Raw genomic sequence first — 26,216 nt, forward strand, 5'->3', positions numbered from 1 at the left:
TTGCCTCTTGAAAAAGAAATTGCAATCCACATTTTAATATCACGTAAGAACGCGCAGGCGTTCGGTGAAACGAATTAAAACTAGGAGAAACAAAATGGGTAAAATTATTGGTATTGACTTAGGTACAACAAACTCTTGCGTTGCGGTAATGGATGGTGACAAACCGCGCATTATTGAAAATGCAGAGGGCGATCGTACAACTCCGTCAATCATTGCATACACAAATGACAACGAAACATTAGTTGGTCAGCCGGCAAAACGTCAAGCCGTGACCAATCCTAAAAACACCTTATTCGCGATTAAACGTTTAATCGGTCGTCGTTTTGAAGACAGCGAAGTGCAACGTGACGTGAGCATTATGCCGTTCCAAATCATCAAAGCGGATAACGGCGACGCATGGGTTGAAGTGAAAGGCGAAAAACTGGCACCGCCGCAAATCTCCGCCGAAGTATTGAAAAAAATGAAGAAAACCGCGGAAGATTTCCTGGGCGAACCGGTTACCGAAGCGGTAATTACCGTTCCTGCATACTTTAACGACGCACAGCGCCAGGCAACAAAAGATGCCGGTCGTATCGCCGGTTTGGACGTTAAACGTATCATTAACGAACCGACTGCCGCAGCATTGGCTTACGGTTTGGATAAAGGCAAAGGTAACCAAACTATTGCGGTTTACGACTTAGGCGGCGGTACGTTCGACTTATCTATCATCGAAATTGATGAAGTGGGCGGTGAAAAAACCTTTGAAGTATTGGCAACCAACGGTGATACTCACTTAGGTGGTGAAGACTTCGATAACCGTGTCATCAACTACTTGGTTGACGAGTTCAAAAAAGAACAAGGCGTAGATTTGCGTAACGATCCGCTGGCTATGCAACGTTTGAAAGAAGCGGGTGAAAAAGCGAAAATCGAATTGTCTTCCGCACAACAAACCGATGTGAACTTACCTTACATCACCGCGGATGCCACAGGTCCTAAACACTTGAACATTAAATTAACCCGTGCGAAATTGGAAGCGTTAGTGGAAGATTTGGTAGCGCGTTCAATGGAACCTGTGAAAGTGGCGCTTAAAGATGCAGGTTTAAGCGTGTCCGAAATCGACGACGTGATTTTGGTGGGCGGTCAAACCCGTATGCCGTTGGTTCAACAGAAAGTAGCCGAATTCTTCGGCAAAGAACCGCGTAAAGACGTTAACCCGGATGAAGCGGTTGCAGTGGGTGCGGCGGTTCAGGGCGGCGTGTTGTCCGGTAACGTCACCGATGTATTGTTGTTAGACGTAACACCGTTATCATTGGGTATCGAAACCATGGGCGGCGTGATGACAACCCTGATTGAGAAAAATACTACGATTCCGACTAAGAAATCACAGGTGTTCTCAACGGCGGAAGACAACCAAAGTGCGGTAACCATTCACGTGCTTCAAGGTGAACGTAAACAAGCAAGCGCCAACAAATCTTTAGGTCAATTTAACCTTGAAGGCATTAATCCGGCTCCGCGCGGTATGCCTCAAATTGAAGTGACTTTCGATATCGACGCGGACGGTATCATCCACGTTTCCGCGAAAGATAAAGGTACCGGTAAAGAACAACAAATTACGATTAAAGCTTCTTCGGGTTTAAGCGACGAAGAAATTCAGCAAATGGTTCGTGATGCGGAAGCAAACGCCGAAGCGGATCGTAAATTTGAAGAATTGGTCCAAGCCCGTAACCAAGCGGATGCATTAGTCCACGCGACCCGTAAACAGTTGACGGAAGCCGGTGACAAATTATCTGCGGACGACAAAGCGCCGATTGAAAAAGCGGTAAGCGAATTGGAAGAAGCGGTGAAAGGCGATGATAAAAACGCAATTGAAGCGAAAACTCAAGCCTTAATCCAGGTTTCTGAAAAATTAATGCAAGCCGCTCAACAACAAGCGCAGGCAAATACGCAAGGTCAACAATCCCAAGGCGGAAACGACGACGGTGTAGTTGATGCGGAATTTGAAGAAGTGAAGGATAAATAATTATGGCTAAACACAATGTAATAGATTTCTCTTTAACAAGAGATATTACTGAAAATGGTGTTGAGTGTTTATTGATAGATATAAAAACAGAAATTCCAAAGAAATTCAAATATCACTTATTTACTGATGTTCGCCAACCCACAATTGAATTTATGGAAAAAAATCTCATGGCAGGGTTAACTGAAGCAAAAATCTATAATAAAAGAATTGATATTAGTGAGTATCTAGAGCGATTGTATGTTTTTATAGACCTTCCTGGAATTGATAAACTATATAATCAATATACAGCGAGAAAAGTATATTAAATAATTTAAGGGCGAGTATTCGCCCTTTTGGTATATATAAATGGCAAAACAAGATTATTACGAAATCCTTGGTGTGGAACACGGTGCGGACGAAAAAGCGATTAAAAAAGCCTATAAACGTCTCGCCATGAAATACCACCCCGACCGCACCAAAGGGGATAAAGCAAGCGAAGAAAAATTCAAAGAAATCAATGAAGCCTACGAAATTCTAAGCGATAAAGAAAAACGCGCGGCTTATGATCAATACGGTCATGCCGCCTTTGAACAAGGCGGTTTCGGCGGTGCGGGAGCCGGTGGATTCGGCGGCGGATTTGGCGGTTTCGGCGGATTCGAAGACATCTTCAGCGAAATGTTCGGCAGCGGTTCCAGTCGCCAACGCGTGGTACGCGGAGACGACTTGCGTTACGACATAGAAATCACGCTGGAAGAAGCGGTTCGCGGCGTCACCAAAGATATTCAGATTCAAACTCTGGCATCTTGTGATCATTGCGACGGCACCGGCGCGGAAAAAGGTTCAAAAGTGGAAACCTGTCCGACTTGTCACGGCCACGGACGGGTTCGCCGTCAGCAAGGTTTCTTTATGACGGAAACGACCTGTCCGCACTGTCACGGAACCGGTAAAAAAATCGAGAAACCTTGTAAAAAATGTCACGGCGACGGCCGCGTACACAAAACCGAAAGCCTGTCCGTTAAAATTCCTGCAGGAGTCGATAGCGGTAACCAATTACGGTTGGCGGGCAAAGGCGCTGCAGGTGAAAACGGTGCGCCGGCGGGCGATTTATACGTGGTCATTCATGTAAAAGATCACCACATTTTCGAACGTGACGGCAACAACCTTTACTGCGAAGTCCCAATCAGTTTCACTCAGGCGGCGCTGGGCGGCGAAATTGAAGTACCGACCCTGGACGGCAGAGCGAAACTCAAAATCCCGGAAGGTACGCAAACCGGCACCATGTTCCGCATGCGCGGCAAAGGAATTACCGCCATGCGTTCCGGCTATGCGGGCGATTTAATCTGTAAAATTACGGTAGAAACGCCGGTGAAACTAACGGACGAACAAAAAGATCTGTTGCACAAACTGGAAACCAGCCTGGAAGGCAAAACGACGCAACGTCCGAAATCTTCCAGCTTCCTCGATAGTGTGAAGAAATTCTTTGATAATTTAGGAAAATAATCGCAAGGGCCATCGCCCGCGATTCGTTAAAAGTGCGGTCAAAATTCCGAATGTTTTTTGGATTAAAAAAACAAGCGAAAAATTGACCGCACTTTTTATTGGATGAAAATTAAATTGCCGTTTTGAACAACCAAGTATTGTAGCCGATATAAGCCAGCAAGAAAATCAACCCTTTCAAACGGTTAATTTCCTCTTTCTTACCGAAACCGAAAATCAGCAATAACACCGTTAACGCGGACATCACCAACATATCGCGCGAGAACACTTCCTGCCCCACGTGCATTGGAGAAATTGCGCCGGCAATCCCCACCACGGCCAAGGTATTAAACAAGTTGGAACCGATAATATTGCCCACCGCAAGATCCACTTCACCCTTGCGGGCCGCCATTAAAGAAGACGCCAATTCGGGCAATGAAGTGCCGACGGCGACAATAGTCAGACCGATAACCAAATCGCTGATGCCGAAATATTTCGCCATTTCCACTGCACCCCATACCAGCAGCTGGGAACTGCCGATTAACAAGATTAACCCCACAAGCACCCAAATAATTGACACGATTAACGGCATATATTCGCGCGTACTCAAATGTTCCTGCAAATCGCCGACCAAGGTATCGGATTTCTGAGTTAAACCGTGCCAAACGGTCCAGCTCATATATATAGCGAAAATCAGTAATAAAATCACCGCATCCGAACGGGAAACCTCGCCGTCATAAATCAGATAAGCGGAAATCGCGGTAATCAAAAGCAGTATCGGTAATTCCAGCTTTAACACCTGAGAATTCACGGCCAGCGGAGAAATTAACGCGGTGCAGCCCAGAATCAACGCAATATTGGTAATATTCGAACCGTAAGCGTTCCCCAAGGCGATACCCGGATTATTGTTCACCGCAGAAATCGCCGACACAATCATTTCCGGCGCAGAGGTGCCGAAACCAATAATCACAATACCGATTAAAAGTTGCGGCATACCGAAATGACGCGCTACCGCGGCGGCGCCATCCACAAAACGATCGGCGGACCAAATTAATAATAACAATCCGGCGATAATGGCTAAGCTGGGAAAAATCATAGTGTTCTCCGAAGTTATGAATTAATGACAAGAAATAAATCAAAGTTATAAAGACGCAGAAAAAATAAAAGCCCGAAAATTCGGGCTAAAAGCTCTTGGTTGATTATAAATACTTATCAAAGGAGACAAATAAGTATTCACCAAAAGAAAAATGGCTCCTCCTGCGGGACTCGAACCTGCGACATATGGATTAACAGTCCACCGTTCTACCGACTGAACTAAGGAGGAATAAACTTTTGCATCGCTAACCTGATTCACCGTGATCACTATTGTTCTTTGCCATTTGCGTTTCCGGTTTCGAAGTAAGGCGATATTCAGCCCAATATTCAGCATAGTTAGCTTCGATAGGTCGCGAATAATAATGATCTTAAACTCGAATGTCAACTTAAAATTTAAACTTTTTGCTCGCCATGATCAATAAAATTACGTCGCGCTCAGCGCTCATGGGCAACGCCGGTGTTCAAAAAACTTCGTATTTTTTGACCGCACTTTTCTATCCACACAACCTGTGGATAACTCTGTGAATTATTTTTTAACAAACGGGCGCAAGCCTTATAAAATCTAGGGTTGTTTTTATTGCACCGAAAATTGGTTGTAAAATAACATTTCCTTATATTTCAATAAGTTAAAAAATTTCCATAAAATTTAAAATAAATTTTTATCAATTTTTTATCTTACACAGCTTGACTTTCCTAACCCTGTGTAAAACCTAGAATTTTCCCGTCTGAAATCCTGTAAAAAATATGATAAAATACACCCACTTTATAAGAGATCAGTATTCCAAATGGCACACAAAATTAATACCAAACCTTTTATTCTTCATTCTGAATTTAAACCTTCCGGTGATCAACCCTCCGCAATTGCAAAACTTGTCGAAAATCTTAACGACGGCTTAGCTCACCAAACATTGCTTGGCGTGACCGGTTCGGGAAAAACCTTTACGATTGCAAACGTCATTGCCCAACTCAATCGCCCGGCAATGTTGCTGGCGCCCAATAAAACGCTGGCGGCTCAACTTTATGCGGAAATGAAGGCTTTCTTCCCGGAAAATGCGGTGGAATACTTCGTTTCTTATTATGATTATTACCAACCCGAGGCCTATGTTCCCAGCAGTGACACCTTTATTGAAAAAGACGCCTCGATTAACGATCAAATCGAGCAAATGCGACTGTCCGCCACTAAATCTTTCCTAGAACGGCGCGATACCATCGTAGTGGCTTCCGTTTCCGCCATTTATGGTTTGGGAGATCCGGACAGTTATCTGAAAATGATGTTGCATCTGCAAGCCGGCGCCATTATCGACCAGCGTCAGATTTTAAGCCGTTTGGCGGAATTACAGTACAGTCGTAATGATCAGGCGTTTCAACGCGGTACCTTTCGGGTGCGCGGCGAAATTATCGATATTTTTCCGGCCGAAAGTGACGATCAGGCAGTACGTATAGAACTTTTTGACAATGAAATCGAACGTTTGAGTTTGTTTGATCCGCTCACCGGCACCAATTTCGGCGCCGTTCCGCGCTTTACGATTTATCCGAAAACTCACTATGTGACGCCGCGCGAACAGATTCTGGACGCCATAGAAAAAATTAAAGCGGAATTAGCGGAGCGCCGGGAATATTTCATCAAAGAAAACAAATTACTGGAAGAACAACGTATTACCCAACGTACCTTGTTCGATATCGAAATGATGAACGAACTGGGATATTGTTCCGGTATCGAAAACTACTCGCGTTATCTGTCCGGTCGCAATGAGGGCGAACCGCCGCCGACATTATTTGATTACGTTCCGTCGGACGGCTTATTAATTATTGACGAAAGTCATGTCACCGTGCCGCAAATCGGCGGGATGTACCGCGGCGACCGTTCCCGTAAAGAAACCTTGGTTGAATACGGTTTTCGCCTGCCTTCCGCATTGGATAATCGTCCGTTGCGGTTTGAAGAATTCGAACGATTGGCTCCGCAAACCATTTATGTTTCAGCAACGCCGGGACCTTATGAGTTAGAAAAATCCGGTTCGGAAATTATCGATCAGGTTGTACGCCCTACCGGATTGGTGGATCCTGAAATCGAGATTCGCCCGGTTGCCATTCAAGTGGATGATTTGCTTTCCGAAGCACGTCAAAGAGCGGAAAAAAATGAGCGGGTTTTAGTCACGACACTCACCAAGCGGATGGCGGAAGATCTGACCGATTACCTGGAAGAACACGGCGTACGGGTACGTTATCTGCATTCGGATATTGACACGGTAGAACGGGTGGAAATCATTCGAGATCTCCGCTTAGGCGAGTTTGACGTGCTGGTGGGCATCAACTTATTACGTGAAGGTTTGGATATTCCGGAAGTTTCATTAGTCGCAATTTTAGATGCCGATAAAGAAGGCTTCCTGCGCTCCGAACGTTCGCTTATCCAAACTATCGGACGAGCGGCCCGCAACCTGAAAGGGAAAGCGATTTTGTATGCGGATCGCATTACCCTTTCCATGGATAAAGCCATCACGGAGACCAACCGACGCCGTGAAAAACAGATAAAATACAATGAAGAACACGGCATTATTCCGCAGGGACTAAACAAAAAAGTGGGAGAACTGCTGGACATCGGACAGGGTTCCGGTCGCCTCAAAGGAAAATCCCGTAATAACAAAGTTGAGGAATCTTCCGCAGGTTATAAAATACCGAAAACCCCAAAAGAATTGCAGAAAGAAATCAAAAAACTCGAGCAACAAATGTACAAATACGCCCAAGACTTGGAATTTGAAAAAGCCGCCGCCGCACGCGATCAACTACACCGATTACGGCAAGAATTTATGCTTGATGAACTCGAATAAAACAAAAAATCCCGACTTTTCCGCCGGGATTTTCATTACGCTAACAAACCGAATTCGTTTAAGATAAATAAAATAGCGAATCCGCTGAGGAAAATCAAACCGGCGACGGATAGCCAGAATAATCCGCCCCGAACCTTATGTTCGCCTTGTAATACCAATGAAAAGTTCAGCCAAGCAAATAACGGTGCGGAAACAAAAGAAGCGATCATCGCGAATTTTAACATCGGGCCCACCGCGTTATTAAAGTAGAAAATTACGGACAAACCGGAAAGTGCGGCCAAAATAATGGCAATATTTAAAATTCTAGGCGAACTTTCTTTACTGCCTAGAAGCAGTCGCAAACTTTCCACATTGGTTCTTGAATAACCGTCAATTACGGTGATAGTGGTACCAAACATACACATAAATGCGATGAAAGCGATTAAACCGCGCGCCCATTCTCCGATAGTCGAAGCGTACATATTAATTAACTGAGCAATATACTTCCCGCCAATCATTTGCACTTGTTCGCCGGAACCGAACTGAACTAATGCGCCCAAAGCCAAAAAGACCAAAGCTAACACCGCCGTACCGATGAAACCTACGTTAAAATCAAAAATTCCATCCTGATAAGAAACATTAGTCAGGCGGCGTTTTGCCACCACCCACATGGAATTAATTGCGGAAATCTCAATAGGAGCCGGCATCCATCCCATTAACGCGACAATAAAACCTAATCCTAACGGACCGAGATTCCACGGAGTCGGTGCGACAAAATCAGGTTGCGCGACGCCTTGCATACCGTTACGCCAAAATGCAATCAACACCGCCATCACCGTTGTCACCGTCAAAGCAATCATAATTAATTTCGACAGCCCGTCCAAAATACGGTATTTTCCCAGTAGCAAAATAAAAGTGCTCACGGCAATAACCACTAAACTTAAAACCGGAACGGGAACGGTAACGGGCAATACGAATGTTAAAATTGCCGCACAAAGTAAGCCTACTGCGGCCGTATTTATGATTGTTGCGAAAACATTGAGTAAAAAGAAAAGCCATAAATAGAATTTGCCTTTCTCCAAATAACCTTCTAATAAGGTCTTATTACTATCAAGCGTATATTGAGCGCCAAAGCGAAAAAACGGATATTTGAATAAATTCGCCAGAATAATAATTAACGCTAATTGCCAGCCGTACATAGCACCGGCTTGAGTTGACATAATAATATGCGAACCGCCCACCGCCGCAGATGCCATGAGAATCCCCGGACCTAATGCGGCTAATTTTGATCGCCAAGAAGATTTCTCGGTATTTTGTGTATTCATGATTTGTATATTCGTATAAAAAGTGAAAAGAGTGGGCAAATTCTACCTGTTTTTCAGTTTTTTACAATGATATTTATACAAATATGAACGGTTAAGTAATGAAAACGAAAGGTGGCTGGGGTACTAGGATTCGAACCTAGGAATGCTGGAATCAGAATCCAGTGCCTTACCGCTTGGCGATACCCCAATAGACGCTATCTTAAGATGAACAAAAATCGAATACGGCAATATGGCTGGGGTACTAGGATTCGAACCTAGGAATGCTGAGATCAAAACCCAGTGCCTTACCGCTTGGCGATACCCCAATAGACATTATCTTAAGATGAACAAGAATTAATACGACAGTATGGCTGGGGTACTAGGATTCGAACCTAGGAATGCTGAGATCAAAACCCAGTGCCTTACCGCTTGGCGATACCCCATCAACTAAAAGAATGCAAGCTAATGAAATGGTGCGGAAGGAGGGACTTGAACCCACACGCACAAGCGCCGGAACCTAAATCCGGTGCGTCTACCAATTTCGCCACTTCCGCCAATAAAAATTAAAAATATGGTGGCTACGACGGGATTCGAACCTGTGACCCCAACATTATGAGTGTTGTGCTCTAACCGACTGAGCTACGTAGCCATATATTTTTAGATTTTATTGCGTTACCGTCATCGGCTTTGCGGAGCGTATTATGCTGATTTCAGCCTATGCCGTCAACTCTTTTTTGTAAAAAATCCGGAATATTGCGCCAATCGCCTAGAGATTAAACAATTCACCGCAAAGCCGGCATAACTCGTTCAAATTACGAAAAATCACAATAATACGTAAAAGTGCGGTCAATTTTCGTCATGATTTTTAACCGATATTCGTTTGAATATGATATTAAACCGTTTAGCATATTCGCTATCCATGAACATAAGGATTATGCATTTTTTCCTGTCCGATGGTGGTATAAGGACCATGCCCCGCAATCACAATGGTATCGTCAGGCAAAGTAAATAATTTATCTTTAATCGAGCGCATTAAATCCCCATGATTCCCGCCGGGAAAATCCGTTCGGCCGATACTTTGATTAAACAGCACATCGCCGGTAAAGGCGATATGATGAACATGATCAATAAACCCGACATGCCCCGGCGTATGCCCCGGCAAATGTAACACTTCAAAACCCAACTCGCCTAATTGAATCACTTCTCCTTCCCGGTTTAACCAGCGATCGGGCAAAAACGCCTCCGCTTCAAACAAACCGAATTGACGGGATTGTTGAGGCAACATTTGAAACCAATATTCATCCGCTTGAGCAGGACCTAAAATTTCACAATTGAAATGTGTCTTTAACTTTATCGCCGCGCCTACATGATCCAAATGTCCGTGAGTCAACAAAATCATTTTCGGATTAAGGCCTAATTCTTCAATGCGCTTAATTAATTTCGGCGCCTCGCCGCCGGGATCGATGATTGCGGCGCTTTTGTCTTTTTCATCCCAAACAAGACTGCAATTTTGCTGAAAAGACGTCACCGGAATAATATCTAGCTTCATATCATTCTCTCTCAATAAAAAGGAAAACCGCACAAAGTGCGGTCAAAAAAATGGATGTTTTTAGCTACCGCGCCAGGTTCTGACCGGCCCGGTATCCACATGCACAAAATTACTGTACGGATAAAATCCTACTCCGCCGGACTGTAATCGTTGCGCCGCCAGCTGCACGCTATTTAATGGCACGCCATCGATACGGAAATCTATCGCCTGACCGCGAATATGGTAACTGTTGCTGGCTACCCCACGGCTTCGACGATGCATTGCCGCATTGCTTGCCGGCGAACGATAACCGCAAATGATCTGAATTTCCGCATTCCGCAAGCCTAAATTACTTTGAATACGGTACAATTTAGCAAACAGCTTTAGATCCATGCGATGCACTAAATTATTGCGTTTATCCCGCATAAACCAATCGAATTTCCTTTGCACACTCGTCGAAATGAATGAACCTTCCGAGAACTCCGTATTAAAAAATTCTCCCGTATTAATATTGCGCAAACGCAGAATTCTGGGTTTGGGGGTAGACACGCCCGCCAACACGAAATCAGGCAAAACCGCCGCGCCTAATGCAATTCCTCCGAGGGACAACCATTTACGTCTGCTTAAATTTATTTCAGCCATACTATTCTCTTTATGAAAAGTCATACCAAATTATGACAGAGTGAAATTTTTGAAGTTCATCGTTAGAAAAATTTAACCGCACTTTTAACACAGCGTAAAAGTGCGGTCAAAATTATAAGTATTTTTGAATCGTTTCCCAATTTACGTAATCCGGGTGTCCGACCCGATCGTAACCGTAAATATCCGGCAACGATTGCACTTTACCATTTTCGACCCAAGTGGTGACATAATAAAGATAAACCGGATTATCGGACTGAATCAATGCGGATGTGGTTTTTTTGCTGTCCAATACGCGTTGTTTTTTATCCGACGACCAACCGGCTTCACTCAACAAAATAGAAGCCAGCTGATCCGATTTGTCCACCCTTACGCAACCGGAACTCAACGCTCTATTTTTGCTATCAAATAATGCGTGATTCGGCGTATCGTGCAAATAAATGGCATCGGAACTCGGCATGTTAAATTTATAACGGCCGAGCGCACTATTATCTCCCGCCGCCTGACGCAGTCGATACGGGAATTTATTCCCGATCGCGGCCCAGTTGACGTCATAAGGGTTCACCGTATTACCTTTGCTGTCAATAATACTGTAACCGTGGCGCGCCAAATAACCCGGATCACGTTTTACTTTCGGGATAATGTCTTCATTAATCAAGCGGGTCGGCGCGTTCCAAGGAGGATTCACCACGACATTGCTTAATTTACTGTACATTACCGGCGTGCGACGCTCGTTTTTTCCTACAATCACCCGGGAATTTAAGGTTAACCGTCCGTTACGATAATAATTTAATTGATAACTCGGGATATTAACGAAAATCCCGTTGTAGAAATCCGGAATAATGCGCAAACGTTGGGCATTAATCGCTAATTTATAATTATTATTTGCAGACTCTTTTTTAACCGCATTTAAATTAGCGGCGATATGGTTAATCGTCTGTTGATACAAACTGTTATTTGCATGCAACCCGTTGATAAAATTCAGATTTCCGTTATTTTTTACCGCCTCGAGCCACAAGGCGATATCTTCATCCGTTGGCGTGCCGGCGTGATAGCCATTTACCGAATACAACCAACTTTGTGCGGACTGCGTGACATTCTTCGAATAATAAAGATAATCCAAAAATGCGTCGGTCAACAAAATATCGTAGATCTGTTTGTCCGTCTCGCCGGCAACTAAATCGAGCGAATGCGCGGAACGGGCGGAAATCCCGCTGGCAACCATGGCGGCATATTCGCGTAAGAATTGTTTTTCTGCGGCGGAATCCGTCCAAATCTGTTCATATTCGCGATCCGCATAAATTTTGGCTACCGCCGATTTAAATTGCAACGGACGATCGCCTACAATACTCACCAGCTTTTCTTCCGCCTGACGCTGTTTTTCCTGCGCCAGTCGTTCTTCTTCCGCTTTACGTGCGGCTTCCAAACGCTCGGCTTCTTCGCGTTTTTGCTGTTCAACCTGCTGGGTAGCCAAATCTACATCAATATTTTCGCGGTTAGAGGTATTCGGGAAATAATCGGATAACACACAACTCGTGCATAGCCCCGAAATTAAAACCACCAACGGAGCGAATTTAAATGAACGTTTAGATTGTGCCATACCTATTCCTTAAAAAATAACGAAAAAATTGACCGCACTTTTGTCCCTTAATGCAGTAAAAAAATTATTTTTGTGTTGAGATTGTCTCGGCAGATTTTGTTGTTTCGGCTTGTGCCGAATCGTGCATATGAGCAATCTGATACTTAGCGAAATCCGCCGCGATGTGCTCGGCTTCCTTCAGGAAGAAATCCGGCGCTTCATAATCTTTCGGCAAATCATTAATATCTTTTAACGGCGCCTTACCTTCGCGTTTAAACCGATCATTCAGCGCTTTAAGGCGACGAACGTCATCTTTATCGTTTTCCGCTTTACGTTTTTCAAAATTCAGCGATTCAAATTTACGTTCTCGGCGTTCGTCACGAATTTTCAGCTCTTCATTTAACGCTACAAATTCCGGATCTTTTTCAATACGAGCCATGTGTTTTCGGGTCAATTCGTCCACTACCCGATTCGCTTCCCCGGCAACGGAATAAGTGGCCGCCGGAATTTTATCCCAAGGCAAGGCATTATCTTCTTTCTCTTCGCCGATTTCTTTCGCATCAATAATTTCAGGGAATTTGATATCTGCCGCCACCCCTTTCATTTGCGTGCTGCCGCCATTAATCCGATAGAATTTCTGAATGGTATATTGAATGAAACCCAACGGATCCTGATCCAAATCATACACAAAATTTAATGAACGACTTTGTTGTACGGTGCCTTTACCGAAGGTATTTTGTCCGATGATAACGCCGCGATTGTAATCCTGAATCGCTGCCGAGAAGATCTCCGAAGCGGAAGCGCTGTGTCGGTTAATCATTACTAATAACGGGCCGGAATATACTTGCGCGTTATCCGGATCTTCATGCACTTTAATACGGTTGTAAGCATCACGAACCTGCACGACCGGACCGTCGGAAATAAACAATCCGCTCAGTTCAACCGCTTCCGTCAGAGCGCCGCCGCCGTTTTCACGCAAATCCACAATTAAAGACGTCGCTTTTTTCTCTTTCATTTGATTGAGCAATTTACGGACATCGGCGGTTAAACCGATATAAAAGGTCGGGATTTTAATTACCGCGACCATTTCGCCGTCGACTTTTTCCACCGTAAGTTTCGCCGCGCTGTCTTCAATACGGACTTTATCTCGAACGACGGTGACGATACGGGTTTTTCCGCCCTTTTCAGATTCAAGTTCTAAACGGACTTTCGAGCCTTTTTTCCCTTTAATCTTGTCAACTACATCTTCCAAGCGCCAACCGACGACATCTTCAATTTCCCCTTTCGCTTGACCGACACCGATAATTTTATCGCCCGCTTTGATTTTTTTACTGCGTGCCGCCGGTGCGCCGGGAACTAAAGATTGAATAATGGTCATGTCATCTTCCTGGCGTAAGGTCGCGCCGATTCCTTCTAATGAAAGATTCATGCTCTCATTAAAACTTTTAGCGGTACGCGGCGCAAGATAACTAGTATGCGGATCAATTTCACGGGAGAATGCGTTTAAAAATAATTGAGTAATATCATCCGCTTTCGTTTGAGTTAAGCGACGAATGGCCAAATTATAACGTTTCGTTAATGTTTTCTTAATTTCCGGCCATTTTTTCTCTTTTAATTTGAGATCGATCACATCATTTTTAACGCGTTCTTCCCAAAGCTTATTCGCTTCTGCCGTATCTTTGGGCCAACCCGCTTTGCGACGATCAATTTCAATTTGATCGTCCGCCGTTAAATTAGGCTCTTTATTCAGAAGTGATAAAGCATATTCATAACGTTCGTAACGGCGTTTGCTCATTAATTCGTACATGGCAAAGGCAATATCCAATTTACCTTCATTTAACTCGTCATCAAGTTTATTGGCGTATTGAGCACGCAAATTATCAATATCCGATTGCAAAAATGTATTATGGTTGTAATCCAATCCGTCTAAGTAGCGATCGAAAACTTTTTGTGAAAAAGCATCATCTAATTGGAATTTGCGATAATGCGACTGCGTTAAACGAGTCGCCACACGTTTTGTTGCTAATGAATTTTCTTCCGTAACCTGTGGAATGGTGATTTCGTTTGCTTTGATACTTGGTTGAACCGCGGCTACTTGTCCACTAAACAATACACTTAGTACAAAAGCAGCCAAAAAGCTTTTTGATTTATTTAATTTCATTGAGCATTCCTAAAGAATATCCCTAAATAAAGAAAAACACCGTTAGGATAATTCCTACCGATGCATACGATGCCGTTGTATTACAAACGACATACCAAAACACTAGGCAAATAAACGATCCGATGACACGTTTATGATTAATCCGTTTTCAAGCTGCACGCGGGCGGAATCTTTTGCGACTTCCAATACGGTGGCACTTTGTACCGCATTACCCGCTTTAATTTTCACCTGCTGACCGACTTGCAGCATAACAAGTTCGATTGACTTTAAGTCGATTTTCGGTTGACGCGGCGTTTTAGGAGCGGTCGGTTTATTACCTGATGTTTGAGGTTTGCGCGATTGGCGTTTTTTCTGGTTGGCTTTTTCCGCCGCGCGTTTTTCGGCCAGTTTAGCTTTTGCTTCGGCTAATTGTTGTGCGGCGTGATCGGCATGTTCCTGTTCCAAAACACCGGCAGGATTACCTTGCAAATCCACACGTTCCGCCCCTAAACGACAACCGTGTAAATAACGCCAATTGGACGTATATTGACGTAATGCATGACGTAATTGGGTTTTACTGATACGTTCATCGTCTTGCAATGCTTCGGCCAAATCCTGGAACAATCCGATTTTTAACGGTTTCGCTTCACCTTCTACTGAAAAACAAAGAGGAAATTTTTCCGCTAAATAAGCAATAATTTCTTTATTGCCTGATAATTTCTGCACTTCCGGTTGGTTTTGTGCTTCTGCGGCTTGTTCGCTTAATTGAACGTCAGTCATGTTAATTCCTGTCTGATAAAAATATAGAAAATTGAGCGTATTTTATCGCACTTTTTTAAAAATTGGCAATGAATTAATCAATAAATGGATAAAATATCAGTTTTGTTTCATTTTCTGACCGCACTTTTGCCTTTTATTTTAAAAATCTCTAAAATACGGCATTATTTTACGCTACGGTAACTTATGGCAAACTCAATTTCTCATTCCGCTTCACTGACTTCCATCGCTCGCTGCGGCGAATGCGATGCGGTCGTCGCCATCGCCGAATTGAAGAAAGGTCAACATGCGGAATGTCCTCGCTGCCATCACACGTTGCAATCGAAGGATCGCTGGTCATTACGACGTTGCGGGCTGATTGCCTTTTCCATTTTGATTTTAATGCCCTTCGCATTGACATATCCGTTGCTCAGCGTAGATTTAATCGGCTTAAAAGTCGACGCTTCCATCTGGGGCGGCGTATGGAAAATGGCGACGGAAGGTTATCCTTACACGGCGTTTATGGTCTTTCTGACGGCGGTATTTGCGCCGATCTCCTTTGCATTGTTAGTCATTTTGCTGCGTATCGTGCAAATTATAAAACGAACGCCGCGCAATTTGCTCATTGCCATTGATTATATAAAACCCTGGGTGATGTTCGACGTTTATCTCGTCGCCCTCGGCGTCAGCGCTTTTAAGGTGCGGGATTACGCTTCGCTCCACTTTGACATTTATCTCATTGCGTTTATCACCGTTGCGATCCTCATCACCCTGCTGTTCATCAAAATTAATCCGCGCGAACTATGGGCGGATTTTTATCCTCAGCATATGCGTTTATCACAAATATCGAACGAAAATCGCCCGCACTTTTGCTCCAGTTGCGACTATACCTTTGAACATCCGTTGCTTGACGAAAAACAATGCCCAATCTGTCCACGTTGTCACTCGGAATTGGATAAATCGGCGGCAATCAGCCTGCAGCAGACCTGGGCGCCGTTGATTGCGGGGATTATTATGCTGTTCCCCGCCAATCTTTACCCGATTTCCTATACCTTTATGAATAATATTCCGTCCGGCGACACCTTAATTTCGGGCGTCATTTCCTTTATCAATATGGGCAGTTATTTTGTCGCGTTTATTGTTTTTACCGCCAGTATTTTCGTGCCTATTAGCAAAGTATTGATTATGCTTTATTTACTCGGCAGTATTCACTTCAATTGGCGTCATTCCATAAAATGGCAAATGCGTTTATTTCATATTATTCATTTTGTCGGGCGCTGGTCTATGCTCGATTTATTCGTACTGGCGCTAATGATGTCCTTAGTGACCCGAGGACAAATTATCAGTTTTTCGGTGGGACCCGCCGCATTTTACTTTGGTGCTTCGGTTTTTTTAACCATGATTGCCACCACTAATTTCGATAGTCGTTTACTCTGGAAAATTTATGAAAAACAAGAATCCCATTAATTCGTCGCAAGAATCGGCCGGATCCGTCGAAGCCGCGAATATTCGTCAATCCCGTCGAATTTCACCGTTTTGGCTGCTTCCGCTGATCGCATTATTTATTGGCGCGACCCTATTCTTTCAAATTATCAGAGAACAGGGCCACACGATTCATATTACTTTTGCCACGGGCGACGGTTTGGTTGCCGATAAAACTCAAATCCGTTATCAGGGTTTACAAATCGGGATTGTCAAAAAAGTCAGCTTTACCGACGATCTCAAAAAAGTCGAAGTGGAAGCGAATATTTATCCCGAAGCAAAAACCGTTTTGCGCGAAACAACCCGTTTCTGGCTGGTTCAACCTAATGCGTCGTTGGCCGGAATTTCCGGTTTGGATACCTTAATTTCCGGTAATTACATTACGCTTCAACCCGGCGAAGGCGACTATGAAGATAACTTTATCGCCGAAACCGAAGGCCCGGTGGCGCAAATCAAAGACGGCGATTTGCTGATTCGTCTTATCAGTGAAGATCTCGGTTCCATATCCACCGGGGCTTCCGTGTATTACAAAAAAATGCCGGTAGGAAAAGTGATGAATTACCGCTTCACCAAAGATCAGAAAAAAGTGGAAATCGACGTGGTCATTGAAAAAAGCTACGCCAATTTAGTGAAAAAAGATTCCCGTTTCTGGAACATCAGCGGAATTAAAGCCGATATCGGCATGAGCGGCATTCATGTGGATATGGACAGCCTGAACGCCATTGTCCAGGGTGCGATGACGTTCGATTCGCCGGAAAACAGTCAGAAAGCGGAACAAAACGAAAATTATACGCTGTATCCGAACATAAAATCCGCACAACGAGGCGTTGAAGTCAATGTCACGCTGCCTAATATGACCGGGTTAAAACCGGGTCAAACGGAAGTGTTCTATCAGCAGATTCCCGTCGGAATTTTATCGGAATTAACCCAAACGGAAGTTGCTCACAAAAATATTTCGGGGAAATTATTACTTAATCCGTCAAGTGAAGATTTGCTGAAAACCAACACGACTTTCGTTTTGCGTCGTTCAAAAGTCAATTTAGGCAATTTATCCGATCTATCGACCGCCTTTCGAGGCGAATACATCGAATTGATACCCGGCGACGGCGAACCGAAAAATCAATTCAACATCATTAAAGAAAACGAGTTATTGCTGCAACAAGCCGATACGCTGACGTTAACATTGACGGCGCCGGAAACTTACGGCATTACCGAAGGCCAAAAGCTTTACTATAACAACATTGATATCGGCGAAATCATCGCACAGGATATTCATACCGACGGCGTAAAATTCAACGTTGCCGTCGCCGGACAATATCGTCACTTGATCCATGCCGACACGCAATTTATTGCCGCATCCAATCTGGATGTTTCTCTCGGCGTAGACGGCGTCAAAGTCGAAGCCGCTTCACCGGATAAATGGCTGCAGGGCGGTATCCGAGTGGTGAATAACAACAATCAGGGCAAACCATTGGCAAGTTATCCGCTGTATCAAAATCAAAGTAATGCGGAAGCCGGTATTACCACTAATGTGTTAACGCCGACCCTGACTTTGACAACCACCAACCTACCAAGCATTAATAAAGGTTCGCTGGTGCTGTATCGCCAGTATGAAGTGGGTAAAATTCTCGATATCCGTCCGACTAAATCGCATTTTGAGGTCGATCTGTATATCTATCCGAAACACCGGAATTTGCTCACCGATAAAAGCCTGTTTTGGGTGGAAAGCGCCGCACAAATCGACATTACCCCAAAAGGCATTAGCATTCAGGCATCGCCTATCGCACGTTCGCTCAAAGGCGCAATCAGCTTTGATAATTCCGGTTCGGGCAATAATCGCACGCTTTATGCCAACGAACTGCGGGCAAAATCCGCCGGGCAAGTCATCACGCTAACGGCAAACGACGCCTCCAATTTGAGCAAAGGGATGGCGTTGCGTTACATGGGCTTGAACGTGGGAGAAATTGAAAGTCTGGCGCTGGACACTAAATCGCAGAAAGTGATCGCAAAAGCATTCATGAACCCGCAATATATGGGAATTGTCGCCAAATCAGGATCGAGCTTCCGCGTTATCTCGCCCCGAATTTCCGCGGGCGGAATCGAAAATTTAGATTCCCTGCTGGCGCCTTATATCGATATTGACGCGGGAACGGGCAAATACCAAACGCAATTCCAGCTTATCGATCAAAACAGCCCGCAAAACGCCAAGTTGAATTCGGGCTTCCCAATTATTTTGGAAGCCAATGACGCATCCAATCTCAGCATCGGCGCGCCGGTTATGTATCGCGGCGTGGATGTGGGCAAAATTGAGGATATGGAGCTAAATGGCCTCGGCGATCGCGTGTTAATCCATGTATTAATTGACAACAAGCACGCGCATTTGGTCCGCCAGAATACGCAATTCTGGGTTTCTTCCGGTTATACGGCAGGTTTGGGCTGGAACGGCATCGAAGTGAATACCGGTTCCGTGCAGCAGTTAATGAAAGGCGGCATCGCGTTTTCGACGCCGTCCGGCACCATCGTGCAACCGCAAGCGAAAGCCAACCAACGTTTTCTGTTGCAGATTCGCCGTCCGGACGAATCCAAACAATGGAATTCCGGCGTCATCGCACAATAAAAAAACATGCAAAAAATCGCCCGCACTTTTACTGATTCCCGGCTGGCTTCCGTTAAAGTGCGGGCGAAAAAACGCATGTTTTTTCAGATAAAATCTCGCCCTCGGCTAGAAATCGTCAAAAATCGAAAGCGCCTCGGATAATTTCTTCACGGTAAACACCTGCATATCCGGCAATTTGTTTTTCGGCCGGTTGCCGAACGGTACGATTGCCCGTTTAAAGCCATGTTTCGCCGCTTCGGAAATACGTTCCTGTCCGCTTGGCACGGGGCGGATTTCGCCGCCTAACCCCACTTCACCGAAAACCACTAAATCCTGCGGCAACGGGCGATTCCGAAAACTGGAAATCAACGCAAGCAGCAGCGCCAAATCCGCGCTGGTTTCCGTCACTTTTACGCCGCCCACCACATTCACAAACACATCCTGATCGGACATTTGCAAACCGCCGTGGCGGTGCAATACGGCAAGCAACAGCGCCAAACGGTTTTGTTCCAGCCCTACGGCGACGCGACGCGGATTCGCCAGCATGGAATGATCCACTAACGCCTGAATTTCCACCAGTAACGGGCGCGTGCCTTCCCATAATACCATCACGGAACTGCCCGATGTCTGTTCTTCGCCGCGACTGAGAAAAATCGCCGACGGATTTTTCACTTCGCGCAGGCCTTGTTCCGTCATCGCAAAAACGCCCAGCTCATTCACCGCGCCAAAACGGTTTTTATGACTGCGCAAGGTGCGGAACCTGCTGTCCGATTCGCCTTCCAGTAACAATGAACAATCGATGGCGTGTTCCAGCACTTTCGGGCCCGCCAGCGTTCCGTCTTTCGTCACATGTCCCACCATAATAATCGCCACCTGGCGGGTTTTGGCGTAACGGGTTAAAAACGACGCACATTCTCGCACCTGCGCCACCGAACCGGGCGAGGACTGAATATCCGCCAAATGCATTACCTGAATGGAATCGATCACAATAATTTGAGGTTTAAGCTGATCCGCCAATTGACAAATCTGTTCGACACTGGTTTCGGAAAGCATATGCAAAGCATCCGCCGGCAATCCCAAACGATTGGCGCGCATCGCCACCTGCTGCAGACTTTCTTCGCCGGTGACATAAAGTGCGGTCATTTTTTCCGCTAATCCGCACATCACCTGTAACAATAAGGTAGATTTCCCCGCACCGGGATGGCCGCCGATTAAAATTGCCGAACCAGGCACAACGCCACCGCCCAACACGCGATCTAATTCTTTAAAACCGCTGCTAAAGCGCGGCGTTTCCTGTAAACTGATTTCCGCTAAAGTTTGAATTTTTGCCTGAGTTTCGCCCGCATAACCGCTGAATCGATCATTTTTCGCCGAGGATTTTGCCGAAACCAACCGCACTTCGCTAATCGTATTCCAAGCCTTACAGGCGCTGCACTGCCCTTGCCAACGGGAAAATTCCGCCCCGCAATCGTTACATACGTAAGCCGTTTTTGGCGCTTTTGCCATATCAATCCACCGTTAATCGAATTAAGTTGATCATGCGTTTTACATATTGCCCTTGGTGCAACAGCTCGTCCAGTTTGTTCATTGCCAGGGCGTTATCCCGCGTCTCGCTGTGCAAGCGGATAATATCGCGGATGCTTCGGAACAAGATTTCATTGCTTTCAATCAATTCCGTTACAATTTGTTCGTCGGCGCGCGTTACTTCCGCCGCCGCACTTAGCAATTTCTTGTTTTCCGTATAAAAATTCATCAGATTAAAAAAGGAGCCGATGCGCTCGACGCTGCGCATAAAATCCTGTGCAAAATAAGACGGTGAGAAAAAAACCGTTTCTTCCGCCAGTTGCTGCTCATAAGCCAAAAGTGCGGTCAAAATTTCCTTAGAATTTTGCGCGGTTTGTTCGAATTGCAAAAACTCACGCCATTTCTCTAGGCAATCCATGGGCGTTAGCAACCTATCCGCCGTCAACAGATAACCGCGTTTCGCTTTGCTGGCGGAACTTAGCCGGACGCCGTCAATCAGCGTTAAATTCGCCACAAACGTCAGCAAATCCGACAACGTTCCCCGCTTTAATTCGAATTCGACTTCACAAATCGGTTGCGTTTTATCCTTCGCTTTAATTTCGCCGCGATCCAACGCCACTTCGATTTCCGTATCATGCCCGCATTCAATCAGCCACAATTGGCGGGTAAAATCCGTGGCAAAAACCGGTTTCAGCGATAAATTTTCAGGAAAATCAAGAAGATGCTCCCGTAATAAAGTGAGATCGGGTTCGGCGGAAGGCAATGCGACATTATATTCGGGACGCACATGCAACCCGCCGGTAACTTGACCGTCGGTTTTTAAAGTCATAGTAAAACGTTCGTTTTCCGAGCGCACTCTCAGCCCCATTTTGCGCCGGGCAAAATCACGATCCGGCGTGTCGTAATAACAATTTCCGAGTTCTACGATTTGGGTCGATAAAATATGAAAATCCGTCATATTCTGCGCGAAATTATCCGCAAAATTCGGGCTGACCGCCAGTTTCAACTCCACTTCATTTGGCATAATAAATTCCTTAATTATCAAAAATTTGACCGCACTTTACAGCAAATTATACGAATTATTCTCGCTATTATACATTTAAACCGTGAATTTTTACTTTATATCGGGTAATATGCACCCAAAATTTGATTAACCAGGTTGAATTCAGGAGTACCTATGGCAATGAACAACATTTTAGGGTTGTTTGCTCATTCACCGTTAAAACCGTTACAAAGTCATTCGAACAAAGTCACGGAATGTTGCAGTATGCTTGTCGAGTTTGTAGAAGCGACATTCAAAGGCGATTGGGATATGGCGGAAACGCTTCGTGCAAAAATTTCGGAAGCGGAACGCCAAGCGGATTTGCTGAAACGGGAAATTCGTTTGAAATTACCTCGCGGCTTATTTTTGCCGATTGATCGTACCGATTTGTTAGAGTTAGTCACCCAACAGGATAAACTCGCCAACCTAGCAAAAGATATCGCCGGACGGATGGTCGGTCGCCAATTCTCGATCCCGGCGCCTTTGCAGGATGATTTTATGACCTTTATCTGTCGCGCATTAGACGCCACGGTACAGGCCAACCGAGTGATTGACGAAATGGATGAACTGCTGGAAACCGGCTTCCGCGGACGTGAATTGAACTTTGTTAATAAGATGATCAATGAACTGGATTCCATCGAAGACGATACGGATCAAATGCAGATTAAACTGCGTAAAATGCTACGTGATATTGAACAGAACTATAATCCTATTGATGTCATGTTTTTATACAAAATTTTTGAATGGGTGGGCGTGCTGGCAGATCAGGCTCAGCGTGTAGGCTCGCGTATCGAATTAATGTTAGCGCGTTCATAATGTTATAGGAAATTCATTATTATGGAAATACTACAAGAATACGGTTCCTTATTAATTCTGTTAACGGCTTTATTTGCTTTTTTTATGGCGTTCGGCGTGGGAGCGAATGACGTTTCCAATGCGATGGGAACCTCCGTCGGCTCCGGCACGATTACCGCCAAACAAGCGATTGCTATCGCATTAATCTTTGAATGTGCCGGTGCTTATTTAGCGGGCGGCGAAGTAACCGAAACCATTAAAAGCGGCATTATCAATCCGATGGATTTTGTTGAAAATCCCGAAGTATTAGTTCTTGGCATGATGTCCGCATTATTCGCCTCCGGCAGTTGGTTATTAATCGCTTCGCGCTGGGGCTGGCCGGTTTCAACCACTCATTCCATCATTGGCGCAATCATTGGTTTCGCCTGTATCACCGAAGGTGCAAACGCCGTAAGATGGGGCGCCATTACCGGTATCGTCGGCAGTTGGTTTATCACGCCGCTTATTGCGGGCGTACTGGCGTACGGCATTTTCTTTATCATTCAAAAATTAATTTTCGATACGGATCGCCCTCTGCGTAACGCACAAAAATTCGGTCCGTATTTTATGGCATTAACGGTATTTATTTTAGTCATCGTCACCGTTGCCAAAGGTTTGAAACATATCGGCCTGACTCTGGATACCGGTGATACCGTCTTAATTTCATTAACGTTAAGCCTAATGTCCCTGGTTATCAGCCTTTTCTATTTCCGTACTAAAAAATTCATAAGAAAAGCGCACAACAGCATCTTTGACGGAGTGGAATTAGTCTTCAGTATTCTGATGTTAATGACAGCCTGTGCAATGGCGTTCGCACACGGTTCGAACGATGTGGCCAACGCAATCGGCCCGCTGGCTGCCGTCGTAACTATCGTTGAAAGCGGCGGTAATATCACGGCATCCGCCCCGATAGCATGGTGGATTTTACCGCTTGGTGCGCTTGGCATTGCCTGCGGTTTAATCATTATGGGCTATAAAGTGATGGCAACCATCGGAACGGGAATTACGGATTTAACGCCGAGTCGCGGATTTGCCGCACAATTTGCAACCGCCGCGACTGTTGTGGTAGCCTCTGGTACAGGCTTACCGATTTCGACGACCCAAACTTTAGTCGGTGCCGTATTAGGGATTGGTCTGGCGCGTGGTATTGCCGCGTTAAATATGAATGTTATTCGTAACATTATTATTTCTTGGGTAGTAACATTGCCGGCGGGAGCGTTATTCGCGATTATTATTTACTATATTCTTAATATAATTTTTCGTTAATTTTTTTAAAGTGCGGTCAAATTTTACCGCATTTTTATTTTTTCAAGTTAAAGGGATAACATTATGCTAAAAATTATTAAGGTAACATTCTCTTCTCTGGTTATTTTCGGCAGTATTTCATTGGCGCATGCAGAAACGCAATATGTGACGGAAAATCTGAACACCTACCTGCGTAAGGGGGCAGGCGATAATTTTAAAATTGCAGGTGCTATCCAGGCCGGTGAACAAGTCACCGTGCTTAATCGTCAAGAAAGATACAGCTTAATCCGGGACAGCCGGAATCGTGAAGCCTGGATTTTAAACAGCGAATTGACTTCAACGCCAAGCAGTAAGAATGAAAACCCGAAACTCAAGGCGCAAGTACAAGAATTGACCATGAAACTCAACCGAATCGATTCGGATTGGCAACAGCGTACGGAAGAAATGAAACGACGCAGCGACGATAGCAATCAAAAAAGCAGTCAATTGCTGGAGGAAAATTCACAACTTAAACGCGAGTTGGAAATTACCAAAAACAAGAACCGTGATTTAGAAGCCTTGCTTGATGCGGGAAAAAGAGAAATCGCGATTCAATGGTTTATTTACGGCGGCTCGGTTTTAGGCGTCGGTTTATTGCTCGGATTAATCATCCCGGTCATTATGCCAAAACGCCGTCGTAATGACGGATGGTCTTAAAATAAAACGGAAGTGGGCTTTGCCCACTCTTTTTTATTGGAGAGATGATATGGAAACCTATTTAGTCGGCGGCGCAGTACGAGATCAATTACTTCATCTACCGGTCAAAGATCGCGACTGGCTCGTGGTGGGCGCAACGCCGGCTGAACTGCTTTCACGCGGCTATTTACAGGTTGGGAAAGATTTCCCCGTTTTTATTCATCCGGAAACGCAAGAAGAATATGCGTTAGCCCGTACTGAAAGAAAATCCGGTTCGGGTTATACCGGATTTATCTGCGATTTTTCGCCGGAAATCACCTTAGAAGAGGACTTAATTCGGCGCGATTTGACAATCAATGCCATCGCACAGGACAAAGACGGACAATTACATGATCCTTATCATGGCATTGAGGACTTACATAATCGCATCTTGCGCCACATATCTCCCGCTTTTGAGGAAGATCCGCTGCGGGTTTTACGGGTTGCGCGATTCGCCGCCGGATTTCATCATCTGGGATTTCATATTGCTCCGGAAACCCTTGATTTAATGAGAAAATTGTCTAATCAGGGCGAATTACGGTATTTAACGGCCGAACGTATTTGGCTGGAAACCGAAAAAGCGTTAATGACGCAAAATCCTGAAATCTATTTTCAAACATTGCTTCAAGTCAATGCTCTACCGATACTTATACCCGAACTTGCGGCCTTATCAAACAAAGACTTTGAATATGCCATGTGCGCATTACAACAATCTGTGACGTCCACGGCGCATATCGATTGCAATAAAAGTGCGGTACGTTTTGCGACGATTTTTACGGGGCTTAATCCAGGCGATCCTTCTCATAAAACCCAATCAACACCCGTTCAAACATTATCCGAAAGATTAAAAGTACCAAACTATCACAAAGAACTCGCATTACTGGCCAACCAATATCATCTACGTATTGATCGCGTTTTTGAGCTTACATCTCAAGCCATCATTACGCTATTTAATCAATGGGATGTGTGGCGAAAACCGCAACGTTTCTTAGAATTACTCATCGTTTGCGCTGCAAATTACACCGCACGATCCAATACGCCGTCAACCTATCCGCCAAAAGATTATCTTTGGCTGTTATATGAAAAAACCAACGTTGTTGATGTCAAAAATATTGTTAACGCAGGCTTTAAAAAAGAAGAAATTCGCAACGAATTAACCCGGCAAAGAACGTTAATTATCGAAAACACAAAAACCCCGGCTCATTTCTGAACCGGGGTTCCCTTCGCTAAAATAATACCTGGCGGTGTCCTACTCTCACATGGGAAATTCCCACACTACCATCGGCGTTACGGCGTTTCACTTCTGAGTTCGGCATGGGGTCAGGTGGGACCTCCGCACTCTCGCCGCCAGGATAATTCTGTCTCCCCACACTCCAAAGTGCGGGCGATTTTTTCAATGTTTTTTGCTTTCGCGTTTTCGCTTTACGCTTTTGAGCTTTTAACGTCTTAGCTTTTTAACTTTTCCGCTTTGCGCTTTCGC

General features: G+C 44.8%; 19 protein-coding genes, 6 tRNA genes and 1 rRNA gene. 10 read left to right on the top strand and 16 right to left on the bottom strand.

Annotated elements, in window-relative coordinates; all coding sequences use genetic code 11:
• The first annotated feature begins 94 nt into the window (after positions 1–94).
• From dnaK to dnaJ, 3 genes are read left to right on the top strand one after another with little or no spacing between them, the layout of a single operon-like run.
• A complete protein-coding gene (gene dnaK / locus P7M01_RS08280; protein ID WP_317483526.1) occupies positions 95–1,999 on the top strand; it encodes a molecular chaperone DnaK in 1,905 nt (634 codons plus the stop codon).
• Positions 2,000–2,001: 2 nt separating this feature from the next.
• Positions 2,002–2,304 carry a hypothetical protein gene (locus P7M01_RS08285; protein ID WP_317483527.1) on the top strand — a complete coding sequence of 101 codons (303 nt, stop codon included), beginning with the start codon at positions 2,002–2,004 and terminating at the stop codon, positions 2,302–2,304.
• A gap of 40 nt (positions 2,305–2,344) precedes the next feature.
• Positions 2,345–3,478: a molecular chaperone DnaJ gene (gene dnaJ, locus P7M01_RS08290; RefSeq protein WP_317483528.1), complete on the top strand. Its 1,134-nt coding sequence runs from the start codon at positions 2,345–2,347 to the stop codon at positions 3,476–3,478.
• A 109-nt stretch (positions 3,479–3,587) separates the two neighbouring features.
• Here dnaJ and P7M01_RS08295 read toward each other — a convergent pair whose 3' ends face one another.
• Together P7M01_RS08295 and P7M01_RS08300 are read right to left on the bottom strand one after the other, a co-directional pair.
• Positions 3,588–4,550 (bottom strand): calcium/sodium antiporter, encoded by a 963-nt coding sequence (locus P7M01_RS08295; protein ID WP_317483529.1) that lies wholly within the window; start codon positions 4,548–4,550, stop codon positions 3,588–3,590.
• A gap of 152 nt (positions 4,551–4,702) precedes the next feature.
• Positions 4,703–4,778: transfer RNA gene (locus P7M01_RS08300), tRNA-Asn, on the bottom strand.
• 556 nt (positions 4,779–5,334) lie between these two features.
• Between P7M01_RS08300 and uvrB the strand changes: the two genes are divergently transcribed.
• Positions 5,335–7,374 carry an excinuclease ABC subunit UvrB gene (uvrB, locus tag P7M01_RS08305; protein WP_317483530.1) on the top strand — a complete coding sequence of 680 codons (2,040 nt, stop codon included), beginning with the start codon at positions 5,335–5,337 and terminating at the stop codon, positions 7,372–7,374.
• A gap of 35 nt (positions 7,375–7,409) precedes the next feature.
• Here uvrB and P7M01_RS08310 read toward each other — a convergent pair whose 3' ends face one another.
• The 11 genes from P7M01_RS08310 to proQ all read right to left on the bottom strand — a co-directional run bounded on the left by P7M01_RS08310 (position 7,410) and on the right by proQ (position 15,323).
• Complete coding sequence (locus P7M01_RS08310) at positions 7,410–8,678, bottom strand: NRAMP family divalent metal transporter (RefSeq protein WP_317483531.1); 1,269 nt, start codon at positions 8,676–8,678, stop codon at positions 7,410–7,412.
• A gap of 112 nt (positions 8,679–8,790) precedes the next feature.
• Positions 8,791–8,865, bottom strand: a tRNA-Gln gene (locus P7M01_RS08315).
• 43 nt (positions 8,866–8,908) lie between these two features.
• Positions 8,909–8,983, bottom strand: a tRNA-Gln gene (locus P7M01_RS08320).
• Positions 8,984–9,025: 42 nt separating this feature from the next.
• Positions 9,026–9,100 (bottom strand) — tRNA-Gln (locus P7M01_RS08325).
• Positions 9,101–9,128: 28 nt separating this feature from the next.
• Positions 9,129–9,211, bottom strand: a tRNA-Leu gene (locus tag P7M01_RS08330).
• Between the two features lie 18 nt (positions 9,212–9,229).
• A tRNA-Met gene (locus tag P7M01_RS08335) sits at positions 9,230–9,306 on the bottom strand.
• Between the two features lie 264 nt (positions 9,307–9,570).
• Positions 9,571–10,206, bottom strand: coding sequence for an MBL fold metallo-hydrolase (locus P7M01_RS08340; RefSeq protein WP_317483532.1), 636 nt, complete (start codon positions 10,204–10,206; stop codon positions 9,571–9,573).
• Between the two features lie 60 nt (positions 10,207–10,266).
• Positions 10,267–10,827, bottom strand: a complete 561-nt coding sequence (locus P7M01_RS08345) for a YcbK family protein (RefSeq protein WP_202937773.1) — start codon at positions 10,825–10,827, stop codon at positions 10,267–10,269.
• Positions 10,828–10,939: 112 nt separating this feature from the next.
• Entirely contained in the window at positions 10,940–12,424 is a 1,485-nt protein-coding gene (locus P7M01_RS08350; RefSeq protein ID WP_317483533.1) for a L,D-transpeptidase family protein, read from the bottom strand.
• Between the two features lie 64 nt (positions 12,425–12,488).
• Positions 12,489–14,564, bottom strand: coding sequence for a carboxy terminal-processing peptidase (gene prc / locus P7M01_RS08355; RefSeq protein WP_317481442.1), 2,076 nt, complete (start codon positions 14,562–14,564; stop codon positions 12,489–12,491).
• A 102-nt stretch (positions 14,565–14,666) separates the two neighbouring features.
• A complete protein-coding gene (gene proQ / locus P7M01_RS08360) occupies positions 14,667–15,323 on the bottom strand; it encodes an RNA chaperone ProQ (protein ID WP_317483534.1) in 657 nt (218 codons plus the stop codon).
• 183 nt (positions 15,324–15,506) lie between these two features.
• Between proQ and P7M01_RS08365 the strand changes: the two genes are divergently transcribed.
• Both P7M01_RS08365 and P7M01_RS08370 read left to right on the top strand, forming a co-directional pair.
• The gene (locus tag P7M01_RS08365; RefSeq protein ID WP_317483535.1) at positions 15,507–16,766 is read left to right on the top strand and encodes a paraquat-inducible protein A; all 1,260 of its coding nucleotides are present in this window, start codon (positions 15,507–15,509) and stop codon (positions 16,764–16,766) included.
• Positions 16,744–19,398, top strand: a complete 2,655-nt coding sequence (locus tag P7M01_RS08370) for an MlaD family protein (RefSeq protein ID WP_317483536.1) — start codon at positions 16,744–16,746, stop codon at positions 19,396–19,398. Before P7M01_RS08365 ends, P7M01_RS08370 begins: the two co-directional genes overlap by 23 nt.
• Before the next feature lie 105 nt (positions 19,399–19,503).
• Here the strand turns inward: P7M01_RS08370 and radA are convergent, their stop codons facing one another.
• Complete coding sequence (radA, locus tag P7M01_RS08375) at positions 19,504–20,883, bottom strand: DNA repair protein RadA (protein WP_317483537.1); 1,380 nt, start codon at positions 20,881–20,883, stop codon at positions 19,504–19,506.
• Between the two features lies 1 nt (position 20,884).
• Positions 20,885–21,925 carry a CYTH domain-containing protein gene (locus tag P7M01_RS08380; RefSeq protein WP_317483538.1) on the bottom strand — a complete coding sequence of 347 codons (1,041 nt, stop codon included), beginning with the start codon at positions 21,923–21,925 and terminating at the stop codon, positions 20,885–20,887.
• 153 nt (positions 21,926–22,078) lie between these two features.
• Between P7M01_RS08380 and P7M01_RS08385 the strand changes: the two genes are divergently transcribed.
• The 4 genes from P7M01_RS08385 (at position 22,079) to P7M01_RS08400 (ending at position 25,946) form a co-directional block, all read left to right on the top strand.
• Positions 22,079–22,759, top strand: a complete 681-nt coding sequence (locus tag P7M01_RS08385) for a TIGR00153 family protein (protein ID WP_202937781.1) — start codon at positions 22,079–22,081, stop codon at positions 22,757–22,759.
• Between the two features lie 21 nt (positions 22,760–22,780).
• On the top strand, positions 22,781–24,043 hold the full coding sequence (locus tag P7M01_RS08390) for an inorganic phosphate transporter (RefSeq protein ID WP_202937782.1): 1,263 nt from the start codon (positions 22,781–22,783) through the stop codon (positions 24,041–24,043).
• Between the two features lie 63 nt (positions 24,044–24,106).
• A complete protein-coding gene (locus P7M01_RS08395) occupies positions 24,107–24,718 on the top strand; it encodes a TIGR04211 family SH3 domain-containing protein (protein ID WP_317475138.1) in 612 nt (203 codons plus the stop codon).
• A 49-nt stretch (positions 24,719–24,767) separates the two neighbouring features.
• The gene (locus P7M01_RS08400; protein ID WP_317483539.1) at positions 24,768–25,946 is read left to right on the top strand and encodes a multifunctional CCA addition/repair protein; all 1,179 of its coding nucleotides are present in this window, start codon (positions 24,768–24,770) and stop codon (positions 25,944–25,946) included.
• A 26-nt stretch (positions 25,947–25,972) separates the two neighbouring features.
• Here P7M01_RS08400 and rrf read toward each other — a convergent pair.
• Positions 25,973–26,088 (bottom strand): 5S ribosomal RNA (rrf, locus tag P7M01_RS08405).
• Between the last annotated feature and the right edge of the window lie 128 nt (positions 26,089–26,216).

Origin of the sequence: Exercitatus varius (assembly GCF_029577735.1) — a bacterium.
GTDB classification, from domain to species: Bacteria; Pseudomonadota; Gammaproteobacteria; order Enterobacterales; family Pasteurellaceae; genus Exercitatus; species Exercitatus varius.

Bases quoted from the DNA above. Each gene is read 5' to 3' on its own strand.
- dnaK (WP_317483526.1), top strand. From the start codon at position 95: ATGGGTAAAATTATTGGTATTGACTTAGGTACAACAAACTCTTGCGTT.
- P7M01_RS08285 (WP_317483527.1), top strand. From the start codon at position 2,002: ATGGCTAAACACAATGTAATAGATTTCTCTTTAACAAGAGATATTACT.
- dnaJ (WP_317483528.1), top strand. From the start codon at position 2,345: ATGGCAAAACAAGATTATTACGAAATCCTTGGTGTGGAACACGGTGCG.
- P7M01_RS08295 (WP_317483529.1), bottom strand. From the start codon at position 4,550: ATGATTTTTCCCAGCTTAGCCATTATCGCCGGATTGTTATTATTAATT.
- uvrB (WP_317483530.1), top strand. From the start codon at position 5,335: ATGGCACACAAAATTAATACCAAACCTTTTATTCTTCATTCTGAATTT.
- P7M01_RS08310 (WP_317483531.1), bottom strand. From the start codon at position 8,678: ATGAATACACAAAATACCGAGAAATCTTCTTGGCGATCAAAATTAGCC.
- P7M01_RS08340 (WP_317483532.1), bottom strand. From the start codon at position 10,206: ATGAAGCTAGATATTATTCCGGTGACGTCTTTTCAGCAAAATTGCAGT.
- P7M01_RS08345 (WP_202937773.1), bottom strand. From the start codon at position 10,827: ATGGCTGAAATAAATTTAAGCAGACGTAAATGGTTGTCCCTCGGAGGA.
- P7M01_RS08350 (WP_317483533.1), bottom strand. From the start codon at position 12,424: ATGGCACAATCTAAACGTTCATTTAAATTCGCTCCGTTGGTGGTTTTA.
- prc (WP_317481442.1), bottom strand. From the start codon at position 14,564: ATGAAATTAAATAAATCAAAAAGCTTTTTGGCTGCTTTTGTACTAAGT.
- proQ (WP_317483534.1), bottom strand. From the start codon at position 15,323: ATGACTGACGTTCAATTAAGCGAACAAGCCGCAGAAGCACAAAACCAA.
- P7M01_RS08365 (WP_317483535.1), top strand. From the start codon at position 15,507: ATGGCAAACTCAATTTCTCATTCCGCTTCACTGACTTCCATCGCTCGC.
- P7M01_RS08370 (WP_317483536.1), top strand. From the start codon at position 16,744: ATGAAAAACAAGAATCCCATTAATTCGTCGCAAGAATCGGCCGGATCC.
- radA (WP_317483537.1), bottom strand. From the start codon at position 20,883: ATGGCAAAAGCGCCAAAAACGGCTTACGTATGTAACGATTGCGGGGCG.
- P7M01_RS08380 (WP_317483538.1), bottom strand. From the start codon at position 21,925: ATGCCAAATGAAGTGGAGTTGAAACTGGCGGTCAGCCCGAATTTTGCG.
- P7M01_RS08385 (WP_202937781.1), top strand. From the start codon at position 22,079: ATGGCAATGAACAACATTTTAGGGTTGTTTGCTCATTCACCGTTAAAA.
- P7M01_RS08390 (WP_202937782.1), top strand. From the start codon at position 22,781: ATGGAAATACTACAAGAATACGGTTCCTTATTAATTCTGTTAACGGCT.
- P7M01_RS08395 (WP_317475138.1), top strand. From the start codon at position 24,107: ATGCTAAAAATTATTAAGGTAACATTCTCTTCTCTGGTTATTTTCGGC.
- P7M01_RS08400 (WP_317483539.1), top strand. From the start codon at position 24,768: ATGGAAACCTATTTAGTCGGCGGCGCAGTACGAGATCAATTACTTCAT.